This is a genomic window from Bacillus sp. T3 (assembly GCF_033449965.1).
Taxonomy (GTDB): domain Bacteria; phylum Bacillota; class Bacilli; order Bacillales; family Cytobacillaceae; genus Bacillus_BU.
Genome location: NZ_CP137761.1, coordinates 3392948 through 3412687 on the forward strand (window position 1 = coordinate 3392948; position 19740 = coordinate 3412687).

The 19740-nt window shown below is 38.0% G+C and carries 17 protein-coding genes and 2 pseudogenes; 6 read left to right on the forward strand and 13 right to left on the reverse strand.

Features of this window, described 5'->3' with window-relative positions; translation table 11 throughout:
* The first annotated feature begins 34 nt into the window (after window positions 1-34).
* Window positions 35-919 carry a MurR/RpiR family transcriptional regulator gene (locus RGF10_RS17400; RefSeq protein WP_318504111.1) on the forward strand — a complete coding sequence of 295 codons (885 nt, stop codon included), beginning with the start codon at window positions 35-37 and terminating at the stop codon, window positions 917-919.
* Between the two features lie 124 nt (window positions 920-1043).
* Here RGF10_RS17400 and RGF10_RS17405 read toward each other — a convergent pair whose 3' ends face one another.
* The 5 genes and pseudogenes from RGF10_RS17405 to RGF10_RS17425 all read right to left on the reverse strand — a co-directional run bounded on the left by RGF10_RS17405 (window position 1044) and on the right by RGF10_RS17425 (window position 7145).
* Window positions 1044-1592 carry a DUF2179 domain-containing protein gene (locus RGF10_RS17405; RefSeq protein WP_318504113.1) on the reverse strand — a complete coding sequence of 183 codons (549 nt, stop codon included), beginning with the start codon at window positions 1590-1592 and terminating at the stop codon, window positions 1044-1046.
* A 463-nt stretch (window positions 1593-2055) separates the two neighbouring features.
* Complete coding sequence (locus RGF10_RS17410; protein WP_318504114.1) at window positions 2056-2547, reverse strand: carbonic anhydrase; 492 nt, start codon at window positions 2545-2547, stop codon at window positions 2056-2058.
* Window positions 2548-2570: 23 nt separating this feature from the next.
* Complete coding sequence (locus RGF10_RS17415) at window positions 2571-2951, reverse strand: Na-translocating system protein MpsC family protein (RefSeq protein WP_318504116.1); 381 nt, start codon at window positions 2949-2951, stop codon at window positions 2571-2573.
* Between the two features lie 39 nt (window positions 2952-2990).
* Window positions 2991-5613 (reverse strand): annotated as a pseudogene (locus RGF10_RS17420) (DUF2309 domain-containing protein).
* Window positions 5614-5615: 2 nt separating this feature from the next.
* Complete coding sequence (locus RGF10_RS17425) at window positions 5616-7145, reverse strand: NADH dehydrogenase subunit 5 (protein ID WP_412176641.1); 1530 nt, start codon at window positions 7143-7145, stop codon at window positions 5616-5618.
* Between the two features lie 701 nt (window positions 7146-7846).
* Here RGF10_RS17425 and RGF10_RS17430 point away from each other — a divergent pair.
* Window positions 7847-8689 (forward strand): YitT family protein, encoded by an 843-nt coding sequence (locus RGF10_RS17430; RefSeq protein WP_318509556.1) that lies wholly within the window; start codon window positions 7847-7849, stop codon window positions 8687-8689.
* Between the two features lie 267 nt (window positions 8690-8956).
* Window positions 8957-9787, forward strand: coding sequence for a protein-glutamine gamma-glutamyltransferase (locus RGF10_RS17435; protein WP_318504120.1), 831 nt, complete (start codon window positions 8957-8959; stop codon window positions 9785-9787).
* Between the two features lie 80 nt (window positions 9788-9867).
* Here the strand turns inward: RGF10_RS17435 and RGF10_RS17440 are convergent.
* Window positions 9868-11202 (reverse strand): annotated as a pseudogene (locus RGF10_RS17440) (IS3 family transposase).
* A gap of 248 nt (window positions 11203-11450) precedes the next feature.
* Between RGF10_RS17440 and RGF10_RS17445 the strand changes: the two are divergent.
* The 3 genes from RGF10_RS17445 (at window position 11451) to RGF10_RS17455 (ending at window position 13550) form a co-directional block, all read left to right on the forward strand.
* On the forward strand, window positions 11451-11717 hold the full coding sequence (locus RGF10_RS17445) for a YjcZ family sporulation protein (RefSeq protein ID WP_318504122.1): 267 nt from the start codon (window positions 11451-11453) through the stop codon (window positions 11715-11717).
* Between the two features lie 289 nt (window positions 11718-12006).
* Window positions 12007-12282, forward strand: a complete 276-nt coding sequence (locus tag RGF10_RS17450; protein ID WP_318504124.1) for a CC/Se motif family (seleno)protein — start codon at window positions 12007-12009, stop codon at window positions 12280-12282.
* A gap of 137 nt (window positions 12283-12419) precedes the next feature.
* Window positions 12420-13550, forward strand: coding sequence for a cysteine desulfurase family protein (locus RGF10_RS17455; RefSeq protein WP_318504126.1), 1131 nt, complete (start codon window positions 12420-12422; stop codon window positions 13548-13550).
* Between the two features lie 175 nt (window positions 13551-13725).
* Here the strand turns inward: RGF10_RS17455 and srtB are convergent, their stop codons facing one another.
* The 7 genes from srtB to RGF10_RS17490 all read right to left on the reverse strand — a co-directional run bounded on the left by srtB (window position 13726) and on the right by RGF10_RS17490 (window position 19730).
* Entirely contained in the window at window positions 13726-14481 is a 756-nt protein-coding gene (gene srtB, locus RGF10_RS17460) for a class B sortase (RefSeq protein WP_318504128.1), read from the reverse strand.
* 345 nt (window positions 14482-14826) lie between these two features.
* Complete coding sequence (locus tag RGF10_RS17465; protein WP_318504130.1) at window positions 14827-15324, reverse strand: Spy0128 family protein; 498 nt, start codon at window positions 15322-15324, stop codon at window positions 14827-14829.
* 297 nt (window positions 15325-15621) lie between these two features.
* Window positions 15622-16110, reverse strand: a complete 489-nt coding sequence (locus tag RGF10_RS17470) for a sortase (RefSeq protein WP_318504132.1) — start codon at window positions 16108-16110, stop codon at window positions 15622-15624.
* A gap of 109 nt (window positions 16111-16219) precedes the next feature.
* Window positions 16220-17215 carry a DUF7601 domain-containing protein gene (locus RGF10_RS17475; RefSeq protein ID WP_318504134.1) on the reverse strand — a complete coding sequence of 332 codons (996 nt, stop codon included), beginning with the start codon at window positions 17213-17215 and terminating at the stop codon, window positions 16220-16222.
* Window positions 17216-17307: 92 nt separating this feature from the next.
* Window positions 17308-17859: a signal peptidase I gene (gene lepB / locus RGF10_RS17480; protein WP_318504136.1), complete on the reverse strand. Its 552-nt coding sequence runs from the start codon at window positions 17857-17859 to the stop codon at window positions 17308-17310.
* Window positions 17860-17949: 90 nt separating this feature from the next.
* On the reverse strand, window positions 17950-18210 hold the full coding sequence (locus RGF10_RS17485; protein WP_318504137.1) for a hypothetical protein: 261 nt from the start codon (window positions 18208-18210) through the stop codon (window positions 17950-17952).
* Entirely contained in the window at window positions 18207-19730 is a 1524-nt protein-coding gene (locus RGF10_RS17490) for a hypothetical protein (RefSeq protein ID WP_318504139.1), read from the reverse strand. Before RGF10_RS17490 ends, RGF10_RS17485 begins: the two co-directional genes overlap by 4 nt.
* Window positions 19731-19740 lie beyond the last annotated feature (10 nt).

A 19740-nucleotide genomic window follows, 5' to 3' on the forward strand; every position in this document is an offset into this window, starting at 1 on the left:
TTACAAACGAATATAATATTTGAGGTGATTACAAATGTTACTTACAGAGAAAATGAAAGAGGATATTTTTTCTTCATCGGAAAGGGACATAATCGATTATTTGTTTAAACAGAGAGAGAATATTAAAGATAAAACAACTAAACAAATTTCGAAAGAGACTTACACTCACCCATCCACCTTAATAAGAATCGCTAAAAAATTGGGTTATAGTGGTTGGATTGAATTAAAAAATAGTTTTCTTGATGAAATTTACTATCTAAATAGGCATTTTTCGTCTATTGATGCTAATTATCCTTTTGATGAACATGATAGTGTCATGACCGTTGCCAATAAAATGGCTTTATTGAATCAAAACACGATTAGTGATACTCTGTCTCTCATAAATTATGATGATTTGCAAAGAGCGACGAATATGTTGGATACAGCAGCACATATTAAAGTATTTTCCATGAATCATAATTTGTTGATTTGTTATGATTTTAAAACGAAGATGAACCGAATTAGAAAACATGTCAGTCTCTGTACAGTTGATCCACAATTCGAAGCGGTAAATTCTAATAGTGAAACTTGTGCCATTGTGATCTCTTATAGTGGGGAAAGTGACGATATTGTTAGTCTGTTGCCTTTTTTGAAGCGAAAAAAAATACCCATCATTGCTTTAACAAGTATTGGGGAAAATACGCTGACAAAATACGCGGATTGCATTTTACGAATTACCACTCGGGAAAGATTGTATTCTAAAATAGGGAGTTTCACTACGAACGATTCCATCTGCTTTTTATTAGATGTTCTCTATGCTAGTGTTTTTTCCAAAGACTATAAAAAGAACCTTGAATTTAAAACCAACATTTCCAAATATTTCGATCACAGAAAAAGCTCCAACGAAGTTATGCAAGAAACGATACAGGATAACGATTAAATTAGACTGTAACAGAATAACTTTTCAACAAGAATTGATTAAATGTGGGGATTGCGCCTGTATAATAAAAGGATTGTGAGTTAGTTTTATAACTATCCACACAATCCTTTTTTACATAATTAAGTTACATTTGTTTCACAGTGGTGCCTTTTTTCAAATGCTTCTTCATCGTTTTAATGAGATAACCGCCTTTAAATTTTCGCGGTTCATATGAAATGATGAACGCTTTTGGCTCGTATTCTTCGATTAAGTCAATCACTTCATTTTCGCGGTTTCGCTTAGTTAATATTTCTAATTGAAATCTTTTACTATCACGTCCCATGCCTTCAAAGATGGTAACACCGAATCCTTTATTTCTTAATAAAGTAATCAGTTCTTCATTCATTTCCATTAAATTGACAACTAAACAAGTGTAACCAATCGCTAGCTTATTTTCGATCCGTGAACCAATATATAATCCTACTCCAAACCCTATTGCATATACGACCATTTCAGCAATGCTCTGTTTACCCGAAAAAACTAAGGACAGTCCAAATACATAAACGAGGGCCTCCAGTATGCCAAATGATGAAGCTGCCACGCTCATATTTTTCACTAAAAAAATCGTCCGAAGTGTCAAGATTGGGACATAGACCAATTGAAGCGCAAAAATCAATAGAATATTTAATAGCATATGTAACTCCTCCCAGCTGATTTAACTCTTATGAATAAGTATAGTTTCTATACAAGGTTCATTCATTTTATCATGTAAAGAAGTAGGAGACATTACTGATTAAAAAATTATAATTTTTCAAATATTACAAATCACTAATATTAGAGTTTAATGAAAAAAAAACAGACTCGCTTCCATGAAACGTCTGTTTAATAGGTTTGAATGCCTCATTGGACTGGATTGTTTTTATTTTGATACCTACTCATATAAAAAACTACAAGTCTTGTTACACAGAATGTTTCACTCAATATCTATTGATGAATAGTATTCACTTGATTCATTGTAGAGAAATATATATAAAAACGCACGAGTGAATTTTTCACTCGTACTGTTTTTATCCAATATTTAAACCTTCTAAATCTAGATTACTCTAAAATACTTACTCATAAGCTGCTAACTTTGAACTCTATATGTCTCATTTTTATCACTGTTCCAAAATAATTTTTTTGTTCTCCTGGTGAATAAATAATTCGGTGACTTTTATATTGGACGGCATTAAAGGATGATTTCGAATAACATCAATCCTTTTTTGTACATCCGTTAAAGTTTGGCTTCCCTCTAGCCACTCTATTAAATTACTGTCAGGAAACTCTGGCATACAATTTTTAAAAAGGTAATCTAGTGTTTGAATTTCCTCTTGTGATTCTATTTTTTCATAAATTTTATTTAGGATACTTTTTTCTTTCTTCTTTTCATCCTGAGTGGAAACTAAGTAGATTTCCTCAACATTTTCCATATAAACAGAAATAATGATGTCCCTCATTAAATTGCCAAAAGGCTCTAGGGCTTCCGGTCGATCACGGTGTATAAATAAGCTACTTTCCGGATTGATATTCATATTCTGCTTAATTATGGTCTCTAGGTTGTGTTCCATTCCAATCACAAATAGTACTTTTTTCTGTTCCTCTAAATTCACAACACGTTCACCCCATCCTTCATTTATATTTCTCCAAACGATAATTTACTTTGGAAATCACTTGATAGCTTAAAAACCATGATTCGTTCTCCCGACTGTGTACTAAGGTCGGTGAAAAAACTTATTACTTTTTGTCCGGTTATGTTAAAAATAATTTCCTTTAATTCCTCTAAACCTGACTCCACCAAACTATTTCGATTCAATTTAACAGACATTAACCCCTCTTTATCTTGGCAAAGTGAATATTCAGCCGGAGTTAAGATCCCGCGTAAGACAACAATAATCATGTCACGCATAATATCCGATTTAACCGATACGGAGCCACGTCCAAGATAGTGTTTCTCCCAATGAGTTAATGCTTTACTTATTTCAGCTTCAAGAGCTCCCTTTGATATAACCGTCATAGTCCCGTCTCCTTCTTTCCTTGTAAAAAAATGTCCGTGTTAAGTCCAACTCATCCAATTTCCTTCTGTATCAATCGATGCCAAACGTATCCATCCGTTTTGAATTTTTTCCTGAAAAGCTGGGACTTGATTCAGTAGTCGCTCAATATATTCCGATGGAGCTTGAATCAAGACCAACAAACGTAAAGGAGCATGGTAGATTTCTTGATCCGACTTCATAACCGACTGCCATGGAAGACCTGGACAATAAATCACTAGCATTCCCCTGCATCACTCCGATACCTGGATGTAACAGTTTGAGTCACTTTATTTCCGCTGCCATAATAATGAGGTGCAACAGTTGATGCATAATATTGTAGGTTTATCCATTGGGCTACCGTTGCAGGTCCAGATATGATTTTGGTGAGTAGTGCTCCATTCGGATCTTTCTGCCAATTATAGTTATGGAGGAACGCTCTCCCGCTTAAATTACGTGTTTTGGTTAACTGACGCTCACCAATTATAAATGCTGCATTACCTGCAAGCCCCCATTCCTGGACGAACCTCGCTCCAATCTTCTGCGAAGCGCTGTGCCTCAAGGCTCGGATCTTTGTTAGTATTACCAACATTCGGTAACTTTGATATCCGTTCTGCATTGGCTTCATTTCTGACAATGGTTAATGTTTCTTTGACTTGAACGAATGTTGCTTGAGCCTCATCTGACAAGGTTGGTACATAATGCCAACGCAATTCATCGAGTGTTGTGATATGTTCTGCTGCAGTAAACACAGTTTCTTTCGGAATGAAAATTCCTTCTTTTTCGAGTGTCTGTCTTACCTCTGGAAGGTTACACAACCTCGCCAGTACTTGTGCATTAAAGCTGCTTGATGCCCCACCGCATGCACCACAGTCCAAAGCAGATGAGTATGGATTATTTGTACTGTGACTTCCATGACCGCAAATCACTACTAAAGGTGCGAATTTCTCTGTGAGCCCCATCATTTTTAAAGCCTGCCGTACATATTGTACTTTCTGTTCATCGGTAAATCCAATCGGGAGCTCAGACTCTGATGTGTGGTTATGATCAATTGAAAGTTCAGTAACAGGTTTGTTGTGCCATTTTTCATGAAGCCTACGGAATACTAGACCTGCTCCCCGAGGAATAAAACTCCGTGCCAATGTTTGAACGCTTTGCCAAGGTCCACTTATTTCCGGTAGCACCATACTTGCAAACAGATTCTGTTTCATCGTTTTAAATGTATAACTTAGAGCACCGCTCGCTTGTTTCCGTTGTTGATATAAATTTAATTCGGGCTCAGTTGAAGATTCCATTACCTTTAATTCCGGTTTGAACATAACAGGCAAGGAGTTGTGGCTGTGATGGCTGCCAAGCTCACTCTTTTCAATCGGCAATCCGAAAAAGCCGGCTGATTCCCAAGGTCTCAAAATCTCCTGCTTCTTCAAGTTTTCGGCGAAAAACCTCTGAACGAACATCAATACAAAATACAAATTGAGCTTTTGTTTGCTTCACGTTTTCTTTCTCCGAATCTTGTTTTGAGGTTATCGTCTGCATTAACTGATTTTCGTAAGTTTTTTCCCATGCCTCGAGCCAAAGTAATTTGTGGAGAATCCTATCAAAATGATAGGCCAGTGTCAATCGAGCCATTATTTCTTTAGCAGAGAATTTTGACCATGCATTGATTGGCAGTTTACCCCAATCTATCCAAGTTAAAATCAATGATTCTACATTCACTTTATTGTCTAAAGTTTGCTTAGGCAACGGAAGATGCGGTTTGACCAAAATGGCTTCCATTGATATTCGAACAGCTAGATATTCCATTAGCAATGAATTTTCTTGAGGCGATTCCTTAGAACGCCACAGCATCATTCCTGCCCACCCTGGCAAGGCAAGTAAATGTGCTTCCAGATAGTTCTGTATCTTCGAATTCGGGATTTCAAGTGCTAATAATGCTTCTTTTAAAGCATGGTCAGCCTCCATATTTAGATTCTTAAGTTGACTTTGTTGTTTTTTGTTAAGTGATGGGTCGTATTGGACAAGTCTCCTCCAAGCATAATAGAATCCTTTTTCGCGATTTGGCATGGACCAGACAGAATGAGTTTGATTCAAGAACAATTTACACCACTTGATTATATGACTATTAAGTTCCTGAGCGACCCTTTCACCGTTCAAGTTTTCGAGGCGCTGACTTTTCGTCTGTATGCCATGTTCTTTGGAGATTTGGGTATAAAACTTATTTAATTTTTTTGCTAAAATCTTTACTTCAGGAGTGGATACGGTATGACCTGATTGCTTTTCCAAGTTCAGACCTGCCAAACAATACCGCTCCACCTCCTCTCTTTGCAGATCCAAATTTTGAGAATCAAGCCATTGTTGAAGGCTCTCTTCAAGAAAATCCTGATTAATCTCTCCCCTTTTCCATGCCGACAGGAAAATTGATTCATTCGGCAATAGATCAACATTACAAGTATGTTGAAATCTGCGTGCTACTTGTTCAAATGGTTGTTCTTCTAATCCCACCCAGGGATTTCGCGCTGCAAACGTGTTAATAGGACCCAGGGGTGCAATTGACTTACTGGCTGCTTTAACCAAATCGCAAATATTAAGATCAAGAAAATCAGGTTCTTTTTCCCAATTTAATACTTTTGCTAAACTGGTATTCATGGTTATTTACCTCCTCGATACAAGATTTGTGTCAAATACTTAGGATGGCTTTCTATCAAATTCTGATGTGGCTCTCCCACTCGTACGAACCAAAGATAAATGATTGCAAAGGTTGTTGATGTTCGGTTACGGGAGAACCAGGCACCTAAAATGCTGATCATCAACAAGACTAGCACTAGCAAAATTGCCGCGAAGGTGGGAGGTTGTATTCCTGTATGAATGGTTTTTTCTAACAATTTATAAAAGACTGAATGGATCATCGTGTAAAGAAGCGCTGCTCCAGCAAATATAGAAAATCCGGCCATTCGAGCGATATGCCCGTTGCCAGTAGCCACTAATTGCGTCCATGCAAGGAACACTGACCATCCTAAAGCTACTGAGCTTATCATTTGATATGCCTCTCCATGCGAAGAAAGCCAATAACCAATAGCTACCATTCCACTAAAGATAACTCCTGAAATTGTCCATATATTTAACGTTTGCTTTATTTTCTCAAGATTTGTTTCATGTTGACGAATGGCAGATCCCGACTGTAGGAATAACGTGGATTTAAACAGCCCATGTAATACTGCATGAATGATAGCAGCCAAATAGGCACCTAATGCACATTGAATGAGCATGAACCCCATTTGTGCAATCGTAGATCCAACCAGTTGCCGTTTATAATCAACTTGAACTAACATAATTCCAGTTCCTATTAATACAGAAAGACTGGATATAACGAGTAAAACATACTGTGCTGAATCCCCGTTAAAAAAAGGTGCGAAACGAGTTAACATCATTCCACCCGCATTTACGATACCCGCATGCATTACTGCAGATATAGGTGTTGGGGCAACAACCGAATCTAACAACCAGCGTTGGAACGGCCATTGTGCGGCAGGTATAATGACACTTAGGATGAACAGTAAATTTATACTTGTTTTCTCCCATGTAGCGAATTGCGCCAAGCTATTTTGGGAAAGAACTTGAGATAACTGCCAGTGCCCTGTTACTTGCGTTACCCAAATGATGACGAATACTAAGATAATCCAGCTAATGGCAAAAATTCGTCCCGTAACCCCAGCTGCATTTCTTGCCACTTGCCATTCTTTTTTTAAACCGATGAGCAAAGTAAGCCCAAGAAGGGTTACACCCCAGAAAAACAACAGTAGGCGAAGATCGTTGCTAAGCCAAGTAAGTGAGTCAGCTGCTGTGGTAATGGTAAGAAGTGCAAAATATTTTCGGTAATTTTTGTCACCAAGTAAGTAATGAACAGAATAGCGCTGGGCAATTAATCCTACTATTAAAACAAACAAGGCTAAAAGCCATGTTAAGTTATCAAAGCGCCAAGGCCCCAAGCTCACCCCCCCATGGTCAGAAACAAGAGCTACCAGTGCAACTACCTGGGGCAACGAATTTATACCGATATGAATTCGGACAAAATGTAAGGGAACTTTTGGGCTTATTAGGAATAATGAGCTAAGTACAGACACTGCGAGCAATATAAAAAATACGATTGGCAAGGAAACTATCATGCCGCATTCCCCCATTGCAATGAAGCAGCCAAATTTCCGTAAACATAAATCTTCATCATTTGCTTCATTTTGTTACTTCCTCTCTACTATTTTTTTAGACAAACAAAAAAACCGACAATTTTATAAGTCTAAGGGTTCTTCCAAACCATTAAACTCCTAAATTGTCGGTTTACTATTAACTAGCCAATGTTGGTTTTTTACATAGTCTACCAATTATACAAATTTTCTTCATTTACTTATAAAAAGTTTATTCAACTTTGTTCAAAAAATGCCTTTCCAATAGGATTACTTTTTCATCTAGTCAACTATTAACTTTATGCTAAAGCAATCTTTATTAACAGAATCTTTTAAACAATTATTATAGTGGATATGTTACTATCTATTTACCTTTCTGTCAAGTTCAATACACAATAATTGGACTGTTGCCTTTTTTGAACGAAAAAAATACCTATCATAGCTTTAACAAGTGTTGTGGAAAATACGCTGATTGCATTTTACGAAATACGACTCGGGAAAGTATTTGAAACCCTTTTTATTATTTCAATTCAAAAAATGAAGCGGAAAACCTTCCCAAGATTCTAGAGTCTCAAGTTTATATAGAGTTGTATTTTATTGTTACTTATGAGACAAGATATGAGAAACATTTTAAAATCACATCATAAATAATGCATTTATTTTTTTATGCATTATTTTTCAAGAGGGACGATACATTGTCAATGACTGAGAGAAAAAATATATCGATTGTTTTAGATTTGCTTATGATTATCGTTGGGACAGGGATTTCCGCTGTAGCCCTTAATATGTTGACCAGACCATCAGGACTTTTAGCAGGCGGTTTAACAGGAATTTCCCAATTTATCCATCACTTTTTTCCAATTAGTGTCGGGCTTTTTTATTTTATTTTGAATATTCCTTTGATGATATTAGGCTATAAATTTTTAGGAAGAAAATTTAGTATTTATACGATACTCTCCATTGTGTTATTATCTACTTTTTTATCCATCATTCCGGTTCGACATTTATGGACGGATAACATTTTACTGGCTGCTATTTTTGGAGGAACACTCAACGGAATCGGATGTGGCATTGTTTTAAGAAGAGGTGGTTCTCAAGGCGGACTTGACATCCTCTCCAGAATTATTGCCAAATACTCAAATATATCAGTTGGAAAGGCAAACATGGCTATAAATGCAAGCATTGTAATCGCTTCCGGTTTTGTTTTTAATAGTGAAATTGCTTTATATACAATCATTTCTATGTTTATTTCAATGAAAATGTATGAAGTGGTCCTAAATAATGTTAATCGAGTATCAGTCTTAATCATCACCAATAAAGGCGAGGACGTTAACCAAGAAATCAATCAGAATTTACATCGTGGAACGACAATGTGGCATGCAAACGGTGGCTACACCCATGCAGACAAAACAGTATTACTTTGTGTAACAGTAAAAGGTGAATTGCCAAGTCTGAAAAAAATAGTAAAAAGCAAAGATCCCCAGTCCTTTATCACTGTCATATCCACTCAAAGTGTTATTGGACGTTTCCATCAGGTATGGTGAAAGCAGAAGAAACTAACCCTCTGCTTTCTTTTGAAATGGCTGTGTTACATTAGAGTGATTTCCGCTTAAATCAACTTGTGCCAAAAACAACAATATGAAATATTAATAATCATACTCCATTCGCATAGTATTAATTGAGAAGTCAATGATGAAGCCTAGGTCCATAGCTATTGATATCATTACTTTTTTTAAAAAATAATGATAGTCAAAAAACAAATACAATGGGAATGAATACAGAGGAAAAATTAGGTTGGGATGGAGGATTGTATGATACAAATTGCGGGGGTTCCATTTCATCTAGATGAGAAGTGGCAGCTTGGGAGTATTGAAAAAACGATCATTCGCATGATGCAGGAAGCACCTGTTTATTTTTCTTATCATTCTTTCGGTGAATTATTGGTTGAGCTAAACTTACGGAAAAACATCATAAACAGTGCAAAGGCGATGAATCAAAGTAAAGCTATATTTAGAAGTTTTACAAATGCACGTTGCAACCCAAACTACTGGCAACTTACAACAGCTGGAGGATTCCTGTTAAAACCAGGTGTAAAACCTTCTGATGCAATCTTAGACATATACAGAAACGGACCACTTTATGCATTTGAATGTGCAACCGCTACGATCATCAACTTTTACCATGCTGTTCTACATAGTATTGGCACCCAATTATTTAATTCGCTGTTTCAAAATCTTTATCTATATAGCTGGCATACTGATTCTGATTTACGAATCTATACCTTTTATTCAAGTTATTTTATACCTGGTGATGTTGTTTACTTTAATAATCCTGACTATAACCCAAGAGCACCATGGTTTAATGGACTTAGTGCTGTTCTTCTTAATGATGGAAAATATTTTGGACATGGTTTTTCAATCAGAACGGCCGACCAAATGATTCAACTTCTAAATACACAGAGAAAACCTGGAGGGAATCAATCAGCTTATTTAACAAACTTAGTAACAAGGCCTTCTTTTACCCATTTAGTCAGATTGGCAAGTCTAGCAAGAGATCATCGAGCAAATAAAATGCAACACCCTTTTGTGCACCATAATAAAAGCTCCATTTCATATGCACATTATCTTTATTTATCTGAATGAATTTGAAAATAATTCATAAGAAAAAATCCATTGGTACAATTTGAACTGTGCCCCCGTTTACGGACAGTTTAAAAAAGCGCCTATGCAGCTAATAAGTGGCCCCGGTATTGTACCAGGGTCATTTTATTTAAGCCCCATTGATAACGGTGATGGTTATATTCTTCGATTACTCGATCTACTTCTCTCTTAACCTCTTTTAAATTATCTAAGGATTTATACTCTGCTAAATCCTTAAAATGTCCAAAGAAGCTTTCCATTGGTGCGTTATCCCAACAGTTTCCCTTTCGGGACATTGATTGAGTTATGCCAAGCTTTTTCACTTTGCTTTGGAATAGAGGATGCGTATAGTGGACACCTTGGTCAGAATGTAACATGGCTTCTGGGTGAAAATGATTGCTGACAGCTACTTTTAACTTTTTTAACGTCTTATAGACGATATCCATCTCTAAAGATGTGGACAAGTGGTACGCAATAATTTCCCTTGTAGCTCCATCCTTTACGCAAGATAAATATGCTTTTTGACCCTTTCCAAAATAGAGATAAGTAATGTCAGTAAGCAGGACTTTCCCTGGTTCTTCCTGATTGAATTCTCGGTTAAGAAGGTTAGGGCAGGTTCGATGTTCCTGGGTTGCCTTGGCCATCTTACGATAGGGATTGGCCTTCCTTACTTTGGTTACAAGATTATATTTTGCCATTAGACGCCTAATTTTTTTGTGATTCATTATGGCTGTATAATCATTCTCCATAATCATTTTAATCTGGAGGGCACCTACTTTTTCCTTTTTGCTAATGAAAATTTCTTGGATTAACTCTATATCCAATTCATCCTGCTCGTCACGTTGTGCACGTAAAGGTGCAGCCTTCAACCAATCATAGTAGCCACTACGGCTTACACCTGCCAGTTTACACAGGAAGGAAACAGCTTTCTTTAACTGATGTATTCTTAACGTTTTCTCGATTAGAGAAAACTTTTCAGCTGCCGTTAAAATCGTTTCTTCTTCAGCGCCTGCCTTTCTAACTCTTCCAGCTTTTTTAGGAAGTCATTCTCTGCCTCAAGGAATTTAATTCTTGCCTCAGCTTTTCGTAATTTCTCTTCCACGGAAAGATGCTTTGAAGAAGGGCGTCCTGTACTCCCTTTGCCTCTGCGTTCTGTAAGGAAACCATCCTCTCCAAACCTTTTATACGAATCCCTCCAACGCCTAAGACAACGTTTAGGTTGATCTTTACCGATCATGTTGAGGTCAAAGCCATGTTCAATAAAGATTTGTGATGGTGTTTTTCCACTTTTGTAATCCGTAACTGCTTTTACCTTAAATTCCTGGACTATACGAGATTGACCTTTCAGAAACGCTCACAACATTAGGATTCTTCTCAAGCTCTTTAATTTGGAATTCATTATAAATATTCTTACTCATGATAATCCTCCGCCCATATTCATTAAATCTATTGAAACACAAAAAACCCCGGATAGGGGCACTTTTTTATCAGTGTCCGTTATCCAGGGTATAGTTCAATTGGCTAGATTCCTTATTTATTTAAAAGATCATGTCCTATATTTAAGCATACTTATGACATTAACCCATTTTATATTAGACCGGCTCCATTTTCCCCTTTAAGAGTATTCTATAGTGATAGACATACTAACACGAAGGGGAATATGAAAATGTATTCGAATGTAAACGCACCTCTGACTATGGGGCCAAATGTTTCTCCAATGCCCAATGTTGCTCCTATGCCAAATGTAGCACCGATGCCTAACGTTGCTCCTATGCCTACCTATACAGCACCCGTTTCTGATTATTGCTATCCAACTGCTGCTTATGCTTATTGTTGTCCTCCAAATCGTTGCAATGACTTTGTCTTAATTGTAGTGTTGTTTATCTTATTAATCATTGTTGGTGCATGTGGTTATACCTATTATAAAGATTAACCTCATCCCACATACTAAAAAACCTGTACAGTATATGCTTGTACAGGATTTTTTATAATACAAGGTAAGGTTCAACATTTTGGGAACTAAGATTATTCATAGTGTGCCTTTTATTTGTACTAATCCATTGAAACCCTATAGAAACACTCCTACCAAGGATCCCACGACTTCATTCTTCTCGGGCAATAAAAATTTTTGCTTACAGGCTTATTACATAAAGTTAAGGCTCAGTGACTATTTATTGCTAATATTATAAAATACTAGTAACACTTTAAAAGGACGGTTAATCATGTACATACAATTGGATCCTGAAGCTAAATCTTGGATTGAAGCAAAAGGTGCAAACTTAACGGTTAAAACATTGGTAGTTAAATCATGTTGTGCTCCAGGAATTCAAGAACTCTTGGCTATACCCGGAAAGCCAAAAACAATCAACCATTTTAAGCAATTTAACGCGGAAGGCATTTCGATTTTTATACATAAAAATATTAGTCAAAAAGAAAAGCTTACAATAAAGGTTTCTGGCTTCGGCCCGTTTAAATCTATTTCAGCAAAATTTCAATAAAAATAACCCACAGTATTTGCACCATATAGATGACTTACACTTTTCTATAACGAAATAACTCCCTTATCCACTGCTAAGATAATGAAGAATCTATGCAAACTGAAGGAACTATCTGCAAAAAAGGAAGAGGATCCACGATGGCTGAAATATATTTGGACAATAGCGCCACAACGAAACCATATCCAGAAGTGACCATTCAAGTGATCAGAATGCTGACTGAAGTTTACGGGAACCCATCATCGATTCACCGTCTCGGTCAAGAGAGTCGGCTCGTAATCGAGCAGGCACGGCAAACGATTGCTGACACACTTGCCGTTCATTCTAATGAAATCTACTTCACTTCAGGTGGGACAGAATCGGACAATTTAGCGATCAAGGGTGCCTGTCTTGCCAATTCTAAGCATGGAAACAAAATCGTCACCACCGTTGCCGAACATTCGGCAGTGATCAAATCCATTCGGGATTTAAAGCGACAAGGCTGGGATGTTACCTATATTTCTGCCCCTCATGGTGAACTAGATATGGATGAGCTTGAGGCTGCGATTGATAACCGCACGGTGCTTGTCAGTGCAATGCTCGTCAATAACGAAATCGGCAGTATTTTTCCTATTGAAAAAATAAAGAAAATCATCGAACAAAAAAAATCTCCAGCATTGCTCCATTGTGATGCGGTGCAAGGATACGGAAAAATAGATTTCACAGCAGCCAGTCTCGGTGCGGATTTAATCAGCATTAGTGCTCATAAAATCCACGGTCCAAAGGGTATTGGTGCCCTTTATGTACGAGAGGGCGTCAACATGTTCTCGCTTCATCTTGGCGGTGGTCAGGAAAATGGATTGCGATCCGGCACGGAGAGTACACCTCTCATTGCTGGATTTGCCGAGGCTGCTCGACTAACCCACGCCAATCGTGCTGAAAATATTGCCCATATGACGAGGCTTCGAGATTATTGTATTCAGCAGTTGATAACGCGGATTCCATCTGCAGTGATTAATTCTAGCAAGAAAGGTGCACCGCATATTGTTCATTTTTCATTGCCGGGATTGGAAAATCAGGAAGTCGTCAAATACCTTAGTTCGAAAGACATCTTTATTTCAAGCGCTGCGGCCTGTAAAGGCAATCGTTCACGCGGACCTGCAATGTTAGAATCAATTGGATTAAGCCGTGAGCTCGCCGATAGCTCTCTAAGGGTAAGTTTCTCCTACTTGAATAGGGTTGGGGATGTTGATGCGCTGGTGGAGACGTTGGTGGAGTATTATGCAGAGTAATTCTGAACAATGAGTGTTAGCCCATCATATTTGGTATTATGGGGCAAAATGTTGCACCAATGCCCAATGTTGCACCAATACCAGCCATGAGGTTTTTTCACCATTCTCTATAATGTAAAGATTTGCTTTCAACGACAATTTTAATACGCTGATAGTATGGAGGCTGTTCATATCGTCAAAAACTAATAATTTTACCAACCAAAACAAATCTTGCTGAATCGAATTCAGAGGAACAAGTTGACAATGTGACCAGCCTATCACCTTCCTGAAATGACGTATTGGCAGCAAATGTTGATTGTTCTTTTATTTTAACAAATTGTGCTTTTTGTTCTTCTTTTGTTTGAGGAATGTTGTAAATGTTCGATGCGTCATCTATTACATATCCCGCAATCAACTCCACTTTGTAAGCTTGCCGAGGAGTAATCAAATATACCACAGGATGCTTATCATAATATTCTTGATTCTTATATTTCTTCAATGTTCCAAACATTGTATCATTCTTCATATTGTGACCATAAATAATCGTATTTAGATCGGTAAAGTCAGGAGAGTTCCGATGATCCATAAAGATGGTTCCCGCGACATTATATGAACCATCCAACAACCTGCGAAGATAATAACTATTATCAGCGCTTTGAACAACAGGGTAGTTGATAGGAGAATCTTCACTATATATCCAGCAGACAATATCTTCGTTTTCTTTTAAGAGAGAGTCGAAATCAATAGATAAAGGCGCTTTTTCATCTTCAACATCAACTGATAATGATGCTGTTTGCTCTTTAACATCCATATTTACAAATTGGTTGGCATAATCATCATATAGTTTACTCCTGGCAGCGTACTCCCTATAAACACCTACTAATTTATTTGCTGAATACCCCATCATCCCAACGGCAAGAAGGACAATGATAAATCTAATTGTTTTTCTCATAATATCGATAACCTCCTTTGTGTACGCACAAACATGAGGTGGGGTCTTATTGCTCGTTAAGTTGGGATAGATAAATTCAGTACAGTGCATCGTCCAAATGCTTCTCGTTGAAGGATACAGCTGCAATATCTGAGATGCTATTTCTCGTCGATTTTCAAAAACAATAAAACAACCCCGTCCATGCGTAGCCCGCTAGCACAGATAGGGTGTAGTTATTCCATTATACTTCTGATTTATTATTTTTTAACGTTAAACCAAGAATGAGCAGAATCCCTGCCCCACAAATAAACAACCCTACATACGGCCAAATCACCGTTTCATCACCTGTTTTCGGCGGATAAGTTGCTAGTTTAGTAGGGGTTCCGGATCATAATGATTATGGAAAATAACTTCATCAAGCTTCTTCGTTTCACCAGGCTTGTACAGAATAACCGTAGTTTCCAAACCGCTGCCATTTTCTGCATTGGTTACATAAACAATAAGATTGTATACTCTATTATCATATGTACCCCGTTCATGGGTACCTGTTTCCTGAAAAATCGTGTAGTTGTAGATACCGAGAGATGAAAAGTTAATTTGGGGCAATTTAGCTGTATTGGCTCCCTTAATATTCATACTGAAAACTCCGTTTGCGCTACCTTCCGGCATAGGAAAATCCCTATGATCAGCTTTCAGAATAATTTTGAAATCCTCAGCGACGGTTGGGGGTGAACCACTCAGCGAAACTGTGACCGGTATTTCACCACTTCGCACCTCTGCTGCCAGTGCCATTGGTGCAAGTACGGTCAGACACATAGAAAGTATGAGTAACACCATCATAAACTTTGTCGGGTTTGTTCTCATAGCATTAGTCTCCTATTCCGATTTTGACCAGGGTTTCATAACTGCCAAAATAACCGTCCTTGCATCCGTAAATTCTGACGAGCAAGTGGTAAACGCCAAAATCTGTGGGTCTGCATCCATTGATTTCAAGTTAGATTCAATCGCAGTATTATTCTTGTATAATGCACTTTTGTCTGCAAATTGAAGCAATCCCTCTATATCACTCTGCCACCGTTCCGGCTCAAAGATCGATTCATCTGAAGAAGGAACAAGTAAGCAAGCGTAGATTTCTAATTTATAGACTCTATCCAGGTAAAATCAACATTCCAGTTTGATTTTCCCTAAAAAAGTCTCCTTCTTATACAAATCAAGATCTCCGAACATTTTACCTTTTTCCATATGGTGACCATACAGCAAAGAATACGCATCGTTAAAATTTGAATCATTGCGTGAGTCAAGAAAAATACTGCCAGCAAATGCAAAATTACCATATACATCGGTATTGATGTAAGATAGGTTTGTTTTCCCTTGCAAGACCGGGTAATCAATATTTGTGTTATCCAATGTAACCCAGGCGCGGACATCAGGATTAATCGCCTGTAATTCATCAAAGGAAGGTTTCTGATCCTCAACTATTTGTGGCTTTAGCTTGATCATTTCATCTTGAACATTATCGACTGCGGCATAGATAAGGCTGTTATCCCATAAGGCATAGGCAGCATACGCACCCGCAAGACATAATGCTAGAACTATAACAAGGCTGATTAGGGCATTTGCCCCCTTCAGGATAAATTTGGAGAGCTTCATGAAAAAACACCCCAATCATGAACTGCATAATTGGGTACCGGATGGCACAGCATGCACCATCCGTCCCCTTCCAGAGAAAAATATGCCCTCTTTCTTTTCCATGAATCTATTAATGACGATCAGAAATGCGTCTTCTCATGAACAAGACTAGACCGCCTCCGGCAGCAACTAGAATAATAATGTAAGGAAGGCTGTCAAGATTTATACCAGTTTCAACTTGTTTCGTTTTATTATTCGTAATTTTAACGGTATCTTGGACACTATCAATCTTATTAAGGTTATCGGAGAATGCATATCCAGCAGGATCGTAGCCATCACCTGGTGCAGTTTCCACCACATCGTATTTTACTCCATAAGGAAGATTGTTGAATGTAATGGTATCACCGTGCTTAATATTGAATTTCACTACAGCTTCACCATTTGTAAAAGTAACAGTTTGTGGTGTCGTATACTCTCCACCAGAATAAGTAACAGGGACTTTACTAATATCTTTTCCTGTTGGAGCAGTCAGAGTTATAGTCACTTCAAAGGCTCGGTCCTTTTGACCTAAGTTTCCTGTAACTTCTTTAGTTATTGCAAGCTCCCTGGCAGAGAATGTATTTTTAAAATTTTGTGCCTTTAGCTTAATGTTATTATCTAAATAATACAGACTTGTCACTTGACGAATTAGCCCATTACTTCCATTAATAACAGTTACTGTCAAGTACAAAGGATTTCCATCGTAAGTAACACCGGCAGTAGTACCTGCAGTTTCGGTGATCTTGTATGTGAAGATACCCACATGCTCATAAGTAGGTAAGTTTAGAGTGAAATTGTTCGTATCACCGTCAAAATCAGCTTCGTGCTCTATGAATGGAATTGAAAATGTCGTCTGGCTAAACATTGGCATATTCGCAAAAGTATACTGAGAATCAGTCACATCAAACTTTTCAATGTTGAAGTTGAAGGTTTCTACGGGACTTATGGTATCATCATTTGTAAGCTTAAAAAACTTTGGTATATTAATACTTGTCATGTCTGCGGGTTCGGTGGCCTGTGCAAAATTACCAAAACTCATACTCAATACGAAGGTCAATGCCAGAATCATTACTAATAATTTCTTCATGGTAAATCCTCCCTTTTAATCTAGTTTTTTATTTTAACTATTTTTGCAGAATTGCCACATATTATTTACACACATACTCAAATCTTACGGGTTTACAAGCTCCGCCTGCGGAGGATGGTAATCACTTTTCCCTCCACAGCATTCATCAAGATCGGACCGAATTCACGACTATCCTGTGCCTGTATTCGATAATCTCCAAGGACAAAGATAGAATCTTTCGGCACGCGATAGGGGTATTTGATTCCTTCTTTGGCGTTTGTCGGAAACATTATTTCGCCTGTTTGCACCGTTCCGTTGACAAGTAGTGTTCCGCTTTTATCGATTGTGACGACATCATCTTCCCGTCCAATAACACGCCCGATATTTCGGTTCCCGTTCTCTTCATAGATAACAACATCGTTTTTGATATATTCTTTCTGCAATCGGAAGCCAATGATTAAATCACCATCCTTAATTGCAGGAAACATCCCATTTCCACTAGCTCTTGTAATCAAAAAGAGTTGCGTGAATAGTAGGTATACTATAACCGCCAGCATAAGGAGCCTCTGAAAAAGTTGCCAATAGCCTGTTCTTATGGCTAAACTACTTTTTCGTTGTTTTATAACCTCAGAGATATTAGTAGATTTTTGAGCTTTACTCATCATCACCCCTTCTCTCTGTCCTGCCTAATTTTCTATTGAATCCGGTTGTCGGCAGTTGTTTCATAGTTTTTTTTGTAGTGCTCAAGCAGGGTGTCATACCTGGACGCGTTCCGCCATCAGTGCAGATTGGTACATGGCATTCAACTCATCAATTTTTTTCCAAACATCCCGCTCGCTTACACCTCCGAAAAATTGTTTGCGAAAACGAATATTCTCTAACCATTCCGCCATTTTCTTTTGTTCAAGGTTAAATTCTTGGTGGAATAAATCTTCATTTTCGTGAAACGGTCCCTCGATTAGGTTATTAGCACTTTGGGGCATCTGTTTTCGATTGGTTTTGCGTATGCCCCTCATGATCGCCACCTATCCTCTTGGCTGTAAATATTACGGACACGAATTACGATAAACGCCAAGCCAATAGCAACGACAACTAGGATGATAAAAACATAGAGTTGAGTATCTAAGAAAATACCAGTATCAATGGGGACATTTTTTTCGTTGTTAACGGTAATGGTTTTAACTCCCATCCCATCTACATTGATGGTATATGTACCACCAGTGTTAGGTAGCCGAACAACATCATCTACCACAACAGAAACTTTATAATCGCCGCTATCTACCTCGGTCAACGTTAAAATAGCATCCCTCGGAAGATTTGGGAGAGTATAGACCCCGTCATGAGATAAATTGAAGGTAAATTGTTTAGAAAAATGCTCCCCTTTAACAGCTGTTACGGTAAATGAGAATACTTGAGATCTGTCACCAAAATTGCCGGTGACGAATTTTTTTACCGTAATAGCTTCTGTATCAACCGTAACATCAGCTGTAGCGACTTTTGGTATTAAATCCCCACCAATAATGGCCTTGTTAGTAAGGGTATGGCTATCCACCACATTCTCATTAACATAGGCTTTTACATAATAGGTTTTTGCTGCGCCGAGATTTAACCTTAAGCCGGCTTCCAAAGTGATAACACCGCCTTCAGTAACAGAGGTTGGTGTCCATTTTATCTTGTCCAAAGACGTTCCGAGTATCGTAATACCGGCAGGAATGGTATCTGTCACATCTATTCCAGACAGGGCAATTTGACTATCGTTTTTAACCGTAATGGTATAGATTAGTTCATCTCCGATGGTTGCATTTGGCCTGTCAGCACTCTTGGCAATGGAGTAGGCAATAATAATATTTATTTTCATCCCCTCTATATCAAAGCCATTTGCACTGCTATCGGCACTTAAAGTATTCTCCTGCTTAAGTTCCGTCTGTCCAACATACAGATCCAAAATTTGAGCAATCGTTCCGCCATATGCTTTACCATCTACGGCATTACCGAGGGAGATTGTTGTTGAACCGTCAGGCAAAACAAGGGAAGCGTCTTGCCCTAACTCCTCCCATGAAACATTCGGAACGGTAGTATTGTTTAACACAGTCTCAATAAACGGCTGATAATTAGTATTGTTCATTACATATATCAAAATATGAGCGTCGCCGTCTGGCTCAAAATAAACACCCTTAACTTTATAACGACCGTTTGTACTTTGGCCAGTTGCATTAAAGTAGTTTTGTATTGTGATGCTCGCATTTGCAACAATTGAATTCTCTGCAGACAATGCAGGAGTAACCGATTGAGGAGTGATCTCTGTTCCAACATTTTCTGCCGATGTAGCAGTTTCCCCTGAAGTTTCGGAATCTTTCGAAATAAGATCACTCGTTGTTTGGGGAACAACTTCTTTGGGACTCTCGGCAGGGACATCGGGCTCTTTTAATACGTCCACATTTTCCGAATTAGCAATTACATCCTCGGGATCTGGTTTGTTTTCTTCTGCTATACTGTGAAACGGAAGAACCAAACCGAACAACAATAAAATTGCCATAACTACCATC

Coding starts and splice junctions, on each gene's coding strand:
- RGF10_RS17400 (WP_318504111.1), top strand. CDS start 35: ATGTTACTTACAGAGAAAATGAAAGAGGATATTTTTTCTTCATCGGAA.
- RGF10_RS17405 (WP_318504113.1), bottom strand. CDS start 1,592: ATGCTATTAAATATTCTATTGATTTTTGCGCTTCAATTGGTCTATGTC.
- RGF10_RS17415 (WP_318504116.1), bottom strand. CDS start 2,951: ATGACGGTTATATCAAAGGGAGCTCTTGAAGCTGAAATAAGTAAAGCA.
- RGF10_RS17425 (WP_412176641.1), bottom strand. CDS start 7,145: ATGGGGGAATGCGGCATGATAGTTTCCTTGCCAATCGTATTTTTTATA.
- RGF10_RS17430 (WP_318509556.1), top strand. CDS start 7,847: ATGACTGAGAGAAAAAATATATCGATTGTTTTAGATTTGCTTATGATT.
- RGF10_RS17435 (WP_318504120.1), top strand. CDS start 8,957: ATGATACAAATTGCGGGGGTTCCATTTCATCTAGATGAGAAGTGGCAG.
- RGF10_RS17445 (WP_318504122.1), top strand. CDS start 11,451: ATGTATTCGAATGTAAACGCACCTCTGACTATGGGGCCAAATGTTTCT.
- RGF10_RS17450 (WP_318504124.1), top strand. CDS start 12,007: ATGTACATACAATTGGATCCTGAAGCTAAATCTTGGATTGAAGCAAAA.
- RGF10_RS17455 (WP_318504126.1), top strand. CDS start 12,420: ATGGCTGAAATATATTTGGACAATAGCGCCACAACGAAACCATATCCA.
- srtB (WP_318504128.1), bottom strand. CDS start 14,481: ATGAGAAAAACAATTAGATTTATCATTGTCCTTCTTGCCGTTGGGATG.
- RGF10_RS17465 (WP_318504130.1), bottom strand. CDS start 15,324: ATGAGAACAAACCCGACAAAGTTTATGATGGTGTTACTCATACTTTCT.
- RGF10_RS17470 (WP_318504132.1), bottom strand. CDS start 16,110: ATGAAGCTCTCCAAATTTATCCTGAAGGGGGCAAATGCCCTAATCAGC.
- RGF10_RS17475 (WP_318504134.1), bottom strand. CDS start 17,215: ATGAAGAAATTATTAGTAATGATTCTGGCATTGACCTTCGTATTGAGT.
- lepB (WP_318504136.1), bottom strand. CDS start 17,859: ATGATGAGTAAAGCTCAAAAATCTACTAATATCTCTGAGGTTATAAAA.
- RGF10_RS17485 (WP_318504137.1), bottom strand. CDS start 18,210: ATGAGGGGCATACGCAAAACCAATCGAAAACAGATGCCCCAAAGTGCT.
- RGF10_RS17490 (WP_318504139.1), bottom strand. CDS start 19,730: ATGGCAATTTTATTGTTGTTCGGTTTGGTTCTTCCGTTTCACAGTATA.